This is a genomic window from Azospirillum sp. CT11-132 (genome assembly GCF_047302835.1).
Lineage (GTDB): Bacteria > Pseudomonadota > Alphaproteobacteria > Azospirillales > Azospirillaceae > Azospirillum.
The window spans coordinates 222,582-237,462 of the sequence record NZ_JBGLZA010000006.1 but is presented as its reverse complement, the minus strand read 5'-3'; the positions used below and the strand labels follow the sequence as shown (position 1 = coordinate 237,462).

Genomic DNA, 14,881 nt, shown 5'->3' with positions numbered 1-14,881 from the left:
CCCGGCAAGCCATGCAAGCAGGCAGTGCGGCCGCCTTCCATTATGCTCGCAGCCTAAAGCTTCAGCCCGGCGACGCCGTCCAGGATCGCCCCCTCCGCCAGGGCGCGGCGTTCAAGCTTGGCGCCGAACAGCTTGGCCCCGGTCAGGTCGGTCCTGGCGAGGTCGCAGCCGCGCAGGTTGGCGAAGGACAGGTCGGCGTTGGCAAGATTGACGGACCGCAGGCTGCCGCCGCTGAGGTCGGCATAGCGCAGCTTGGCCCCCGACAGATCGGCGGGGCGGGAGCGATGCTCGTCGAACACCAGGGGCCGCAGATTGACGTTGCGCAGGTCGGCGTTGTTCAGCTTCGCGTTCCGCAGGCTGATGCCGCGCAGGTCGCCGTCCGCCAGCTTCGCCCCACGCATGTCGGCCCTGTCGAGCACAGCGGCCTGAAGCTGCACGCCCGACAGGTCCAGACCGTAGAGCGTCGCCCCGACGGCGCGCAGCATGGTCAGGCAAAGGTGGGCCAGCGAGGGAGCATGACGCAGGTCGAAGCCGGACAGGTCGAGCATCGCACCCTGCGCCCCGCTCGATCCCACCCAGGTCATGTGGTCGGCCAGCAGATCCTCCAGCGACCGCCCCAGTTCCGCCACCACACGGCCGACCGGCTTGTCGGTCAGCGCCTCCTCCACGTCGGCGTCGGTGAGGTCGGTCATCACCATGACGGCGCCGGTCAGCACCGCACCGCGCAGGCAGGCGCCGCGCAGGTCGGCGCCGGACAGGTCCGCCCCCTCCATGTTGGAGCCGGTGAAGTTGGCGCCGCGCATGGTCGCCCGCACCAGCTTGCAGCCGCGCATCACCGCGTCGGAAAAATCGGTGTGGATGGCCATGACGCCGGACATCCGGGCATTGGTCAGGTTGGCGCCCGAGAGGTCGGCGCCGTCGGCCTCGGCCGGGGAGGAATCGATCTGCACCATATGCAGATGGCCGGACCGGTCCTTTTCGGCCAGGGAGCCGTCGCGCAGGTCCGCCTCGAACAGGTTGGCGCCGACCAGGATCGCGCCGCGCAGGCAGGCGCCGCGCAGGTCGGCCTTGATCAGGCTGGCGCCGTCGAAATTGGCCTGCCGCAGATCGGCGACGAAGAAGGACGCGCAATCGAGCCGCGCGCCGGCCAGATTGGCACCGCGCAGGCTGGCGCCGACGAAATCGGCATGGGCCAGATCACGGCCCGACAGGTCCAACCCGGACAGATCGCAAAAGGACAGGTTGGCGCGCGCGCCGCCCACCCGGGCATTGCGGAACATCTCGTGTTTCCGCACCGCCAGATCGAGCTGCGCCTGATCGAGACGCCTGAGCGTGCGATTCTGCACCATGGCCCCATGAACTCCCTATTCCGCGCCAGTTTGAGGCAACCCAGCTTCAGAAAGGGTTAATTCACGCCGCGGACTCGTTCTCCAGCGCCTGTTCGCCGCCGTCGGATTCGCCGCCGTCGGCCGTGCGGCTTCCCGGCCGTTCCGACAGGATGGCGGCGATGGCGTCGCGCAGTTCGTCCGGGGACACCGGCTTGTGCAGCAGCCGGCAGCCGGTGGCGACCGCCTCGCGGATGCGTTCGGGCGCGGTATCGCCGGTCAGGATCAGGCCGGGCACCGGCCGGTCCAGCCGCTCGCCCACCGCCGCCACGGTCTGCACGCCGGTCAGCCGGCCCGGCAGCCGGAAATCGCTGACGATAAGGTCGGGCATGGGGCCGTCCTGTGAGGGCGCCCCGCTTTCCGCTCCGCCGAACAGCGCCAGCGCGCTTTCACCGTCGACCGCCGCGATCACCCGATAGTCCCAGCTTTCCAGCAGCAGCCGCACGGCGTCGCGCTGGATCGGATCATCCTCCACGACCAGGATCAGCCGGTCGCCGCTCTGAACCGGATCGGGATCCTGCGCCGGCACCTGGGTCGCCGGCCGTTCGGTCCCGACCACCGGCACATGGACCGCGAAGACGGAACCGCGGCCCTGGAGCGACCGCACCTCCACCGTGTGTCCCAGCAGCGCCGCCTTGCGCCGCACCTTGGCCAGCCCGAGGCCGAGGCCCTGGCGTCGGTCACGCTCCGGATTGCCGAGCTGGACGAAATCCTCGAAGATGTTGTCGAGCTGTTCGGCGGGAATGCCCGTGCCGGTGTCCCACACCTCGATGCGCAGCCAGCGGCCATGCCGGCGGCAGCCGATGGTGACGCGGCCCTTGTCGGTGAAGCGGATCGCGTTGCGCAGCAGATCGCCCAGCATGCGCGTCAGCAGCGTCCGGTCGGTGCGGATCACCATGCGGGTGGGCATCGCGCGCAGGGTCAGCCCCTTTTCCGTCGCCATGCCGCGGAATTCGGCCAGCAGTTCCTCGAGCACCGCCGACACCGGCACGTCGGCCAGCTGAGGCCGCACGACGCCGGCGTCCAGCGTCGCCACCTCCAGCAGGGCGTGCAGAAGTTTTTCCCCGGCATCCAGCGCTTCGCCCATCTTTTCGGCGATGCTGCGGTCGCGCGTTTCGGCCAGACGTTCCATCAGAATGTGATGGAACAGCCGCAAGGCCTGGAAGGGCTGGCGCAAATCATGGTTGGCCGCCGAAAGGAACCGGCCCTTGGCCTGATTGGCCCGCTCCTTTTCCTCCAGCGCCCGGCTCAGCCTCAGATTGAGGGTGCTGAGGGCGGCGGTCCGCTCCTCCACCCGCTCCTCCAACTGCGCATTGGCCAGCTCAAGCTGGGCGTTCGCCTGGGTCAGGGCCTGTCGGGCCAGCGCCTCGCGCCGCAGGCTGGCGGCCCCCAGCATCGACAGTCCGGCAAGCGCCGCCACCCCGGCGACCACCACGACAAGGCCGCGCTCCATCCGGACATACCAGGGCTCCAGCACGGCGGTGCGCGGGATCGTCACCGCCGACAGGATCGGCAGGTCGGCCATCCGCTTCACGCCGAGGATCGACGGCTTGCCGGTTCGCGTCCAGTTCGCATCGACCCGGATCGTTCCCTCATCCAGCCGCGGCAGCGGGCCCAGCGACGGAACGCCGATGCCGGCCAGACGGACGCCGTCGGGACGGTAAAGTCCGACGGAGCGCGCCAACCCGTCACCGAAGGCGTTCAGCACCGGGTTCAAGGCCGACACCGGGACAGCCACCAGGACCGCACCGTCGAAAACGCCCGCCGCGGTGTGGATGCGGCGGGCGAAAAGAATGGCCGGCTGGCCGGCCATATGTCCGAAGGCCGGCAGGACCTGATGCTCCTCACCCGGCGGTAAGGGGCGGACCAGCAGAGACAGCCCGTCGCTGGTTTCGGGCTCGGCGAAGGCGACGGCGGAGCCATACCGCAGCGAGCCGTCCGCACCCAGCAGGGAGAGGCGGCCGTTGCGCTCCACCGCCATCGCTTCCGGCAGGCTGCGTTCCGCCCATGACCTCAGGCCCCGGCCATCCATCCGGCCGGCGACCTGTTCCAGCAGGTCGATGCTGGCGTTCAGCACGCCTCGTGCGTGGCCGTCGAACAGGATGGCCGCCTGCCGCGCATCGTCTTCGGACCGTTCGAGCGTGTCCCGATAATCGAGCGCGGTGACGGCAGCCCAGGATGCCGTTCCCAGCAATGCCAGCATGGTGCAGAGGACCGCAACCAGCGTCCGCGGCGAGGCGGTGATCCGGCGGACGAAGGCGGAGGACGGCGTGGGTGATGGGTCCATTTGCGGCGATGACATCGGCCCGGTCAGGCAGGCATCGGACGGACCCGCGGTCCATGGGACCGAAGCTCCTTCCAAAGCGGCAGCGACAGGCGGGTGACGGTCATCGGTGGGAAATCCTCGGCGATGGCGAAAGGGTTAGGCGGCGGTCGGCGGGCATGAGAAGCATGTTTGCCCAAACTGTGCCGGACAAGCTCACGCATTGGGCTGTTCCGAATGTTCGAACGACAAATCGGCCTGCACATCCCCGTTTGGTTGGTGGACCGGAACTATAGCTTAGCCCCAATAGCCGGAGGAACTTTATCACACGAAGCAATGCAGTGCGACCGGTCTTGGCGACTATGACGATGATCATAACCACCCTGTCCATCCGGTGAATGCAGCTTCACCGATACCATAGCTGCTCACGCGCAATCATCGCACCAGCCTCCACTTTTAATATTTCGTTTTGTTGCAGCTCTCCGCAATGACCGAAAGCCCGGATCGAACAGCCGCGCGTGGACCGCGTCACTGCGCGTATGGCAAACCGGGCACACGACAGGCCGGGCAAACGGCAAAAGGCCGCACGCGCAGGAGGCGCGGCGGCATGATGTCGATCAGGCAGGCGGTTCAGGCAGGCGGCTTAGGGAGGTGGTGCGACGGTCGGCGTTTCGCCGCGCACGATCAGGATCAGGCCGTCGTCCGCAGCTTCCAGTTCCTTGCCGGCGTCGCGGGGGATCGGAACCTTCTGGCGGCGACAGAAGAGCAGAAGCAGCGCCAGCGTCTTGCTGGGCGTGAACAGGACCTCCCGCGTTCTGGAGGCGCCGCTCTGCTGAATCTGGACCGACAGACCACCTTCCGATGTGGGCGTCACCGTCGTGACGACGCCCAGCGGCAGGTCCGTCTGATTGGGGGCCTTCTGGTACCAGGCGAGGGCTTTTTTCAGGGCGGAATTGGTGAAGAACAGCTCACGGGTCTCTACGATCATTCCATACCCTGACGAAACACTCAGGCCCGGCCGCCCTCCAGTCCCGGGTTGAGCCGGAACGTGATCGCGCGCCCCAGTTTGGATTCCCGCAGAAGGATCTGCTTGGTTTCCAGCAGCTTGATGGCCCGGTTCACATTGGGCCGCTGCATGCCCAGCGCGTCAGCCAGTTCGGACTGCAGCACCGGAACGGAGCGATCGAAATGGAGCCTCCGGCTCAGATAAGTGAACACACGAAGCGCCTCCAGAGTGATCTCGCGGTCGGTCGACACGGCTCTGGAGATGACGTCATGATGATGCAGCATCGTGGCCTCGGTACGCAAGGTTGTCAGGTTGCTGGGGCGATAATCGGAATGGTTCGGCGGAGCGCCCGGCAGGCCGGCTGCGCCGTGTGAAGTCTGCGATCCCGTGTTCGGTTCGGTCATCGTCCCTTCCCAATCCGCTGCGGCCGGCAAGGCCGGTGATTTCAGGTGGGGTGACCGTAGCGCAGGATTATTGTCCGAGTATGTCGCCAAGATTTCGCGGCTGACATAATTGGTGTCTCCGGAGGCAATCATGAAACCGGATTGAAACCGCCGCGCACGGTCGGGGCAGGCCTCGCGCGGTCCGCGGCGCGATGATTTGTCGCGGGAACCGGGCCGGCTACAGGTCTGTTTCAACAGGGAAGTGCCGGATGAGCGGCCGGCTACCGAAGGGAGACCCGCCATGCACCGACTGATCCTGCTGCGCCATGGCCAGAGTGTGTGGAACGCGGAAGACCGCTTCACCGGGTGGACCGACGTCGGCCTGACCGACCGTGGAATTGCCGAGACGCACAAGGCGGCCGACCTGCTCAAGGCCGCCGGCATCGACGTGGATATCGCCTTCACCTCGGTGCTGAGCCGCGCGATCGAGACCCTGCACCTCGTCCTTCGCGACATGGACCGGCTGTGGCTGCCGGTGCACAAGCACTGGCGCCTGAACGAGCGGCATTACGGCGCGCTGCAGGGGCTGAACAAGGCGGAGACGGCGGAGCGCCACGGGGCGGAGCAGGTGTTCCAGTGGCGGCGAAGCTGGGATGTCCCGCCGCCGCCGATCGAGCCGGACGATCCACGGTCCGCCGTCACCGACCGCCGCTATGCCGGCCTTGCGAAGGCGAACCTGCCGCGCGGCGAAAGCCTGAAGGACACCACCGCCCGCGTCGTCCCCTTCTGGCGCGACGAGATCGCCCCGGCGCTGCGGCTGGGTGCGCGGGTGCTGGTGTCGGCCCACGGCAACAGCCTGCGCGGACTGGTCAAGCATCTCGACGATGTCGCCGACCACGACATCCCACTGTTCGAGATCCCCACCAGCCGGCCGCTGGTCTATGAGCTGGGCGCCGACCTGACGCCGCTTCGCCGCTATTTCCTGGGCGAAGACGGCACGGTCGAGGAGATCAACTGGCCAAAGCGCGAGGGGGCGAATCCCGGCAGCAGCGCGGCGGCGTGAGTTATGCTGAAATTCCCCCTCTCCCCCCCTGGGAGAGGGTTGGGGTGAGGGGGATGCAGGGGTGGATTCTTGGGGAAGGGCCGTCGCGCTTCCCCCTCACCCTAACCCTCTCCCCGGGGGGGAGAGGGGATTGCGCTTTTCCGCTTCGGGCCACGGCCGGTGCGGGGACCTCCCCGGCCGGTGTCGCGACCGCCCTCCTTCGCCACCGGATGATGGAAGTGGTGCGGGTGGCCGCCCGGCTTCTCGCCGTTGCCGCGCTCCGGTCCGCCACGACGGCCACCGCGGCGGTCCTCGACGCGGCTGCTGTAGCAATTGTCGCAGACACGGAAACGATGGTTGGCCTTCAGCCGCGCGCCGCAGACCGGGCAGGCGCGGGCGAGCGAGCGCTCGGCGAGCGTGCGCTCGATGAAGGCGTTCAGGTGCGCCCGGCGCTCCTGGCACAAATCCATCTCGGGATAGGCGTCGGGGAAGCGGTAGGCCAGCCACGCATAGGCGGTCAGTTCCTTCACCGCGCGCTCGGCCTTTTCCAGCTCCACGTCGGTGCCGACGCTGTGGCGGAAGCGTTCGGCGGCGTCGGGGGCGGCATTGGGGATGCCCCGGCCCTGGTTGACCGCCCAGCCACCGAGAAGGCGCAGGTTGTTCTGGTCGCGGGTGTCGATCGGGCAGCGGGCCAGCATGTCGCGCTGCGCCAGCGGCAACTTGGCGCGGTCCACCGCGGCTGCCGCCTGGATGCGCTGTTCCAGATCGGTCATGCGGAAGGTCTGGTTGGCGCGCAGCAGCTCCTGACCCGCAGTGCGCAGAACCTTGGCGAGGCTGTCGGTGTCCAGCTCCCGCGCAATGGCCTCAACATGGCTGAGGTTGGGCGAAATCCACGAGCGCGGATCTTCCGGCGGTACCGGCGGCGAGGTCAGCGCCCGGCGCACCGGGTTGATGTTCTCGCCATCCAGCACGGCGACGCGGCCTTCCTCATGCATGCCGAAGCGGCCGGCGCGCCCGCCGATCTGCCGGATCTCCGACGCGGTCAGTTCGCGCTCTTCGCGCCCGTCATATTTGCGGGTGGTGGACAGCACGACGCGGGCGACCGGCAGGTTCAGCCCCATGCCGATGGCGTCGGTCGCCACCAGAACGTCGGCGGTGCCCTCGCGGAAACGGCGCGCCTCGGCGCGACGGACCTCCGGCGACAGGGCGCCGTAGATCACCGCGACATTGTGGTTGCGGCCGAGCAGGTCGTGGCGCAGAGCCATCACGTCCTTGCGCGAGAAGGCGATCAGGGCGTCACCCGGCTTCACCTCCTCCAGCTTCACCCGCTCCTCCTGCACGCGCAACGGCGACTTGCGGGTGAATTCGACGACCTCCAACTCCTCGCCCATCGCGTCGGCCAGACGCTTGACGTAGGGGATGGCGTCGGCGGAGCCGGTCATCAGGATTTCCGGAGCGGCGACGCCGGCGACCGCCTGGGTCCAAGCCCAGCCGCGGTCGGGATCGCCGATCATCTGGATCTCGTCGATGACGCAGGCGCCCCACACCTTGGAGGTGTTCACCATCTCGATGGTGGAGGAGGTGAAGGCGGCGCCGGGCCGCACGTCGCGCTCCTCGCCGGTGACGAGGCTGCAGGGCCGGCCGCGCGTCTCCAGCGCCTCCTGCCCTTCCAGCGCCAGCAGACGCAGGGGAGCGAGGTAACAGCCGCTCTCGGCCTCCGCCAGCCGGTCCATGGCGGCGTGGGTCTTGCCCGAATTGGTCGGGCCGACGTAAAGCCGCAGCTTGCGGATCATCGCGCGGGCGGTGGCAAAGCTGTCCAGATAGACGCCCATGCCCGACGCATTCTCCAGCCGCTCCCGCCGGACCTTCAGGCCGGCGCGGGCGGCGGCGGTGGAGAACGCCTCCTCCATCGCGTCGAGCAGGGTCTGCAGGCGCGGAATCCGCCCGCCGAAGCCGACGACGCGGCCCAGCTCGTCGGCGAAGCCCTTCGGCCGCCAGGACTCGCCGAAGCCGGCCGCCCGCTGCGCCATCGAGGCGAACCAGCCGTCGACCCGGTCCTTCGCCTTGGCGATGGCGGGAGAGGACAGGCAGGCGCCCTTCACCCGCTTGCCCAGCGCCTTGGCCTGCGGCCGGCCGAAGCCCTCGTCAATGGTCAGCAGGCCCCACAGGTCGGCCTCGATGTCCGGCAGCGGGCCGAGCGCCACCTTGAAGCGCAGCTTCAGCTTGCGGTCGGTGCCGGGGATCTGGACGACATGGTTAACCGCGACCGACCAGCGCGCCGGGGTGCTGTCGGCGTCCACCTCGATCCCGTCGCCGCGCACCACGGCAGCCACCGCGCGCAAGGCATCGCGGCGGTCGAATTCGTCGGCGGTGCCGGGGGTGCGGCCCGAACGGGCGTTGTCGGAGGTGTCGTCGGTCATGGATCGTCTTTTCTTGGAATTGCCCCGGTCATGCAAGCGCTTCGGCCGGGCGGTTCGGCCGGGAGGCCGATCCGGCAGGGCGGATGGCTCTGCCCCCAGACAACAGCCATAGAGCGCCAGGGTCTCTCTTTATGGCCGGGGTCCCTCTTTATGGGTCTGACCGGTCGATTCGGCAAGCCGAATCCCCCGAAGGGAGCAAGCCCGGGCTAATTCGAATCCGTCGCCCTTTCGCCGATCTCGCCCGTGCGAAAAGGGGGGAGGACCGGCCACATAGAGCCACGCAGGTTTGGTGGCCGGCCCCAACGGGTTAGCCGCCGCCGCCCGGTGGACAGGCCCGACATCAGGCCAGGCCGGATCGGCCGCAAGAACGGTCGCGAAACGGTCAATGCTTTGTTCCGATTAATTTTTCTTGGGAGATGCGCATGCCGAATCCTCGTGAGGTCCTGGAACTGATCGAGCGCATGCGGTGCATTTCGAATGACGGCGCGCGCCGTGCCCTGATCGACCATCTGGGCGCGGTCGACCGTCCGACGGTGCTGTCCTTCCTGAACGCGCATGGCCTGAACGTCTGCATGGGCTCGGACGCGGCGCTGGCCGCCTTCGCTTCGTCGGACGTCCTGCTGCGCGACGGGATCGGGTTGCAGGCGGTTCTGCCGGTGCTGGGCATGCCGGCCGGCCTGAACATGAACGGCACCGACTTCATCCCGCTGCTGCTGAAATCGCTCCCCCCCCGCAGCGTCGCCATTTACGGCACCGCCACCCCGTGGCTGGACCGTGCCCGCGTCGTCCTGGAAGCGGCCACCCCGCACCGCTACGCCGACCTGCAGCACGGCTTCCATCCGACGGAGCATTACATCGCCCAGGCGCGGGCCACCCGCCCCGACGTCATCCTGCTCGCCATGGGCATGCCCAAGCAGGAGGAGGTCGCGACGGAGCTGAAGCGCGCGCTGGACCATCCGGTGCTGATCATCAACGGCGGCGCCATCGTCGATTTCCTGGCCGGACGCTTCAAGCGCGCCCCGGAAGCGGTCCAGCGCTCCGGCCTGGAATGGGCCTTCCGTCTGGCACAGGAGCCCCGCCGCCTGTTCCGCCGCTATTGCATCGGTGCCTTCGGCTTCGCCTGGAGCACCATCCGCCTTCGCCGTGCCGCATCCCTCCGCACCCGCGGACCGGGCGCCGCAGCGCCCGCTTCCACCCGGATCTCCCCCCGGATCTCCCAGTCGACGATCCGCCGGTCGCCTATCCAGAAGGAGCTTTGAGACGTGGAAAATCTTCCCCAGATCAATAACGGAGGTCCGGGCGGCCCGCCGGCTCCGGCATGGCCCACCCAGGCCGGCCACCACATGCCGCGCGATTTCGACGGTCCGGCTCCGGCGATGGGCCCCGACTTCCGCTTCATCCTGCGGGTGCTGGCGGCCCACAAGACGCTGATCGCCGCCATCGTGCTGGCGCTGACCGCGCTGTCGGCCTTCGGCGTCTCGCTGATGAAGGACAAATACACTTCCGAAGCGCTTCTGCTGGTCGACAACCGGCAGGTCCGCGTCGTCCGTGCGGAAGATCAGGCGCTGAACGCGATCACGCCGGAAGACAGCGCGATCCTCAGCGAGATCGAAATCCTGAAGTCGACGGCGGTGCTGACCCAGTCGATCGCCGATCTGGGGCTGGCCACCAACCCCGAATTCAACCCGCCGGTCCAGTCCGACGACAGCAAGCCCTTCGTCGAGCGCGCCACCGCCTGGACGCGCGAACAGGCCCATGCCGTCTTCGGTCCCGAGCTGCCGGGCTTCGTCGATGCTGTCCTGGCCCATGGCGACGACATGACCAAGGACACCCACCTGCGCGAGACCCGCGCCGCCGACAGCATCGACGGCGTTCTGGACCGCGTCCGCCGCAACCTGGAGGTCGGCATCGTCGGCCGGTCGCGCGTGATCCAGGTCCGCTACACCTCGCGCGATCCGGAAATCGCCCAGAAGGTGGTCGACACCGTCGTCCATCGCTACATGGAAACCCGCCAGCAGATGGACCGCGACCTGTCCACCAGCGCCATCGCCTGGCTGGAAGACCGCATCGGCACCCTGCGCAAGGAAGTGGCCGAGGCCGACACCAAGGTCGACGCCGTCCGCTTCAAGGCCGGCCTCGTCAAGAACGGCACCAACGGCCTGATGGCCACGACCGAGCTTGAGCAGGCCCGCCTGCGTCTGGCCGAAGCCGCGGCCAACCGCGCCCGCGCCGTCGCCCAGGCCCAGACGCTGGAGCGCAGCTCCGGCAATGGCGGCAGCCTAGCCTCGCCGGTCGTCGCCCAGCTGCGCGCCACGGTCGCCTCGATCTCCACCGAACTGGCCCAGCTGTCGCGCCAGTATGGTCCGAAGCACCCGCGCATCCAGGAACTGCAGGCCCGCCTGAACGAAGCGAACTCCTCGCTGCAGCAGGAGGTCCGGCACGAGATCGCCGGCGTCCGCGAGGCGGCCAACGTCGCCGTCGAGCAGGAAAACGCCCTGAAGTCGATGATCGCCAAGCTGGAATCCGGCTATCAGACCATGGCCGAGGAAGCGGTGCCGCTGCGTACGCTGGAGGCCGAGGCCCAGGCCAAGCGCCAGTTGCTGGACAGCCTGCTCGGCCGTCTGGAAGAGGTGCAGGCCCAGCAGGACAACCGCGCCTTCCCGACCGCCGTCAAGCTGGTCTCGGCGCCGCAGGTCCCGCATGAGCCGTCGGGTCCCTTCCGCGTCCTGCTCCTGCTGGCCGGCTTCTTCGCCTCGCTCGCCGTCGCCGTCTTCATCGTCTTCGGCATCGAGCTGTTCCAGCGCCGCATCCGCACCCCGGACGCCGTCCGCCGCATCCTGGGCGTGGGCACGGTCCACATCGTCCCGCACCACTCCACCCGCGGCACCCGCGGCCGCCTGGACCAGATCTTCCAGAACCATCCCTTCTCGCTGTTCGCGGAATCGATGCGCGCCCTGTTCCGCAACCATCTGGCGGATATGGGTCCGGTCGGCTCCATCGCCGTCACCTCGGCCCGCCCGCAGGACGGCAAGACCTCGATGAGCCTCGCCGTCGCCCAGGTCGCGGCGCAGGCCGGCCGCCGCGTGGTGGTGGTCGACACCGACTTCCGCCGCTCGCGCATCGACGGCCTGTTCAACCTGTCGGCCAAGAAGGGCCTGTCGGACTGGATTTCCGGCACCGCCACCCTGGACGAGATCGTGCACAACAGCGAAGACGCGCCCTATGCGATGATCCCGGCCGGCCGCCTGATGTCGGAGACGCTGGACCGCTTCAACGTCGACGGCCTGATCCACCTGATGGCCGGCCTGTCGCCGCACTTCGATCTGGTGGTGTTCGACACCGCCCCGGCGCTGGCCGTGTCGGATGCCCGCATCGTCTGCGGCGCCGCGTCGAAGGTGATGTTCGTCAGCCGCTGGGGCCACACCACGGCCAGCGACCTGCAGGCGGTCGCCGACCTGGGTCCGATCGACCACTCCAAGTTCGTCGCGGTCATGACCGACGTGAACCTGAAGAAGGCGGCCTCGCGCGGTTACCAGGGTCCCTACAACAGCTATGTGGCGACCCGGAAATACTATGGCGACACCACCCTGCGGACCGCTCCGTAAAGCAGGCAGGGCAACCTGAAGCTCCTTCGACCAGAGGCCCTTTCCTCACCGACGCTGCGGCGTCCGGGAGGGAGGGGTCTCTCCATGCCCGGAACCCGCGACCGGCCCCACCATCCGGAAGAGAGAGCCCCTCCGCATGACAGAGAGTCCGAAGCCCGGTTTTCCCAAATCGCGCACCCAGTGGCGCCCTGAATGGCGTCCAAGCCGGCGCGATCTGATGTGGACCGCCGCTGCCGGCGCGGTGCTGGCGAGCTGCCGGGGCGCCAGCGGCCCGGCCCCGGCGGAGGCCGCCGCAAGCCACGCGGAGGCGGCGGAGCCGGCGGTGACTCTGCGCGAGGCCTGCAGGGCGCTGGGCATCCGCCACGGTGCCGCCCGCGATCATTTCGTCGATCCGGAAGATCCCATGCTCGATCGGCTGATGGCGCGCGAATGCGATGTCGTCACCCCGGAGAACGGCGGAAAATGGGGAGTCTTCCAGCATACGGACGGGAATTTCGACTGGCGCCGCTTCGACGCGGCGGTTGAGCTGGCACGCAGCATCGGCGCGACGCCGAACTGGCACACCATCATCTGGCAGCATATGGGCATGCCGCCCTACATGAAGCTGCCGGCGGGCCGGCAGGCGGAACTGGGCATCTCGGAAGGCGCTTATTTCTCGCCCGAGGGCACGCTGAGCGAGGAGAATGTCTGGCCGCGCTTCACCGGCGTGGTCGAGGCGGTGCGGCAGCGCTACGGCGACATCTTTTACCGCATCGACGTCGCCAACGAGGTCTTCTTCTGGGAAACGGCGGAAAGCCACCCGCGCCAGCAGGACCGCTACGGCTTCCGCCGCGGCATGTGGTGGGTGGCGGCCGGCGGGGCGGAGAAGGGGCCGGAATGGCTCGACCCCTTCTTCCACCACGTGCACAAGGCTTTCCCCAAGGCGAAGCTGGTGCTGAACGAGTTCGGCATCGAGATCGACGAGGGCTGGCAGCAGCGCAAGCGCGCCTATCTGCTCGACTGGCTGTCCGGGGCGGTGAAGCGCGGCGTGCCGATCCACGGCATCGGGCTGCAGAGCCACCTGATCGGCGGCAAGCCCTATGACAGCGCCGGCATGCGCAAGTTCCTGCGCGCGGTCGACAAGTTGGGCCTCGCCGTCCATCTGACGGAAATGGATGTCGACGAGACGCGCCTTCCCCGCTCCTGGTCGCGGGCGGAGAAGGACCGGGCGATGGCCCAGCTGGCCCGCCAGTATCTGGCCGACATGCTGGACAATGCGCGGGTGGAGGAGCTGTGCTGGTGGCACCTGCGCTCCGACCTGAATTTCATCGCGCGGGAGCATCCCGACCTGCACCCCCACCCCTCCCCCTATGACGAGAACTCCCGGCCGCTGCCGCTCTACACCGCGGTGGTGGACACGCTGCGGGAGAAGGCGCGCACCGGCAGGGTGCGGTCGGGCTGAGGGGCCAACGGAAGCGCGATGCGCAGGCGGGGTAAGCCTGTGTCGATCATCTTCCCCTCCGACAGGTTCGCACCTTTTCTCCTTCGCGTGCGGGCGTCCGTCCCCATGCCCGATTAGAGTCCCACATTGCGTCCGGCACCCCCTGATGGAGAGGTCGATCGTGCAGAATACAGCCGACACGTTGCCGATGGATCGCCTGCCCGCCGACCGGAGGACCGACGACGCCCTCGTCGAGCGCTACCGGCGGAAGTTCCACCTCTCGCCGTCCTGTCCGCTGACCATCGAGATGGTGCAGCGCCACTGGACCCTGGAACGGCGGCTTGCCCGCGAGCTGATCGAGACCAAACCGGAAGAGCGCTGGGATGCCTTCGAGAAGGCCTATACCACGCTCTACACCAGCTGCCCCTGGCTGAACGAGGCGGAGGACGATGCCCACACCCGCAACGACGACCTGGACTTCCGCCATTTCCTGACCCTGCTGGGCGGGCCGCAGGACGTCTACGAGGTCGGATCGGGCAAGGCGCGGCTGCTGCGCTATCTCGCCCGCCACGGCTACCGCTGCGTCGCCACCGAGGTGACGCGCGAGCGCGGCGCCAGTTGGATCGAACAGGACTCCAACGTCACCTGGAAGAACAGCGACGGTGTGCATCTGGCCCAGTTCGAGCCGGCCGGCCGCTATGACAGCGTGGTCTCCACCCATGTGGTGGAGCACATGCACCCTGACGACGTCGTCACCCACATGACGAACGTCCACACCATCCTGAAGCCGGGCGGCAAATATGTCCTGAGCATGCCGCACAAGTTCGCCGGTCCCGCCGACCTGTCGGAGGTGTTCGGGCTGCACGAGCCGGTCTGCATGCATCTGCGCGAATATGGCTGGGGCGAGACCGCGGCGATGCTGCGGGAGGCCGGCTTCGCCCGCGTGGAGGCTGTCTATGTCGTGCCGATGGCGGTGCGTCGCCACCTGAACCTGCATTTCGCCAGCCGTGCCTATTTCGGTTACATGCGAGCGGTTGAGGCATTTTTGGGACTGCTGCCATTAACCCTAAATCGCAAGCTCGGAAGGATAGGTCAGCTCTATATGTTCCGTCCCGAGGTGTTCCTGGTCGCGCACAAACCGCGCTGACGCCGCAAGCGGCCACGGAATTTCGTTTCCGTTCAATATGTTGCCTCCACACATCACCCCTTTGTTGCTGCGATGCATCGACAAAGGGGTTTTTCGTGTCTCATTCTTTTCACAAGTGATAGTGGCATTAGAGCCGCATTTCGCTAAAATTTGAAATAGCTCGTTAACCTTTTCCGGCCAGTCTGGGCTCCAGCGAAAACACGGAAAAGA

The 14,881-nt window shown here is 67.8% G+C and carries 10 protein-coding genes; 5 read left to right on the top strand and 5 right to left on the bottom strand.

The features are described 5' to 3' along the window. Window positions 1–53: 53 nt before the first annotated feature. From ACCD06_RS24995 to ACCD06_RS24980, 4 genes are all read right to left on the bottom strand, one after another. Window positions 54–1,349, bottom strand: coding sequence for a pentapeptide repeat-containing protein (locus ACCD06_RS24995; protein WP_136703791.1), 1,296 nt, complete (start codon window positions 1,347–1,349; stop codon window positions 54–56). Between the two features lie 61 nt (window positions 1,350–1,410). Next, window positions 1,411–3,672, bottom strand: a complete 2,262-nt coding sequence (locus ACCD06_RS24990) for an ATP-binding protein (RefSeq protein ID WP_413344272.1) — start codon at window positions 3,670–3,672, stop codon at window positions 1,411–1,413. 619 nt (window positions 3,673–4,291) lie between these two features. Next, complete coding sequence (locus ACCD06_RS24985; RefSeq protein WP_109152634.1) at window positions 4,292–4,636, bottom strand: hypothetical protein; 345 nt, start codon at window positions 4,634–4,636, stop codon at window positions 4,292–4,294. Window positions 4,637–4,656: 20 nt separating this feature from the next. Beyond that, window positions 4,657–5,058 carry a MarR family transcriptional regulator gene (locus ACCD06_RS24980; protein ID WP_109156430.1) on the bottom strand — a complete coding sequence of 134 codons (402 nt, stop codon included), beginning with the start codon at window positions 5,056–5,058 and terminating at the stop codon, window positions 4,657–4,659. 280 nt (window positions 5,059–5,338) lie between these two features. On the opposite strand from ACCD06_RS24980, the gene gpmA reads away from it, so the two are divergent. Further along, window positions 5,339–6,100, top strand: a complete 762-nt coding sequence (gpmA, locus tag ACCD06_RS24975) for a 2,3-diphosphoglycerate-dependent phosphoglycerate mutase (RefSeq protein WP_109156429.1) — start codon at window positions 5,339–5,341, stop codon at window positions 6,098–6,100. Window positions 6,101–6,201: 101 nt separating this feature from the next. On the opposite strand, the gene ACCD06_RS24970 is transcribed toward gpmA, so the two are convergent. Beyond that, on the bottom strand, window positions 6,202–8,499 hold the full coding sequence (locus tag ACCD06_RS24970; RefSeq protein WP_413344269.1) for a helicase-related protein: 2,298 nt from the start codon (window positions 8,497–8,499) through the stop codon (window positions 6,202–6,204). Window positions 8,500–8,921: 422 nt separating this feature from the next. Between ACCD06_RS24970 and ACCD06_RS24965 the strand changes: the two genes are divergently transcribed. The 4 genes from ACCD06_RS24965 (at window position 8,922) to ACCD06_RS24950 (ending at window position 14,671) form a co-directional block, all read left to right on the top strand. After that, window positions 8,922–9,758 (top strand): WecB/TagA/CpsF family glycosyltransferase, encoded by an 837-nt coding sequence (locus tag ACCD06_RS24965; protein WP_247871378.1) that lies wholly within the window; start codon window positions 8,922–8,924, stop codon window positions 9,756–9,758. 3 nt (window positions 9,759–9,761) lie between these two features. Then, complete coding sequence (locus ACCD06_RS24960; RefSeq protein WP_199231999.1) at window positions 9,762–12,104, top strand: GumC family protein; 2,343 nt, start codon at window positions 9,762–9,764, stop codon at window positions 12,102–12,104. Between the two features lie 217 nt (window positions 12,105–12,321). Beyond that, window positions 12,322–13,545: an endo-1,4-beta-xylanase gene (locus ACCD06_RS24955; RefSeq protein WP_247871377.1), complete on the top strand. Its 1,224-nt coding sequence runs from the start codon at window positions 12,322–12,324 to the stop codon at window positions 13,543–13,545. Between the two features lie 160 nt (window positions 13,546–13,705). Next, a complete protein-coding gene (locus tag ACCD06_RS24950) occupies window positions 13,706–14,671 on the top strand; it encodes a class I SAM-dependent methyltransferase (RefSeq protein ID WP_109156408.1) in 966 nt (321 codons plus the stop codon). The last annotated feature ends 210 nt before the right edge of the window (window positions 14,672–14,881 follow it).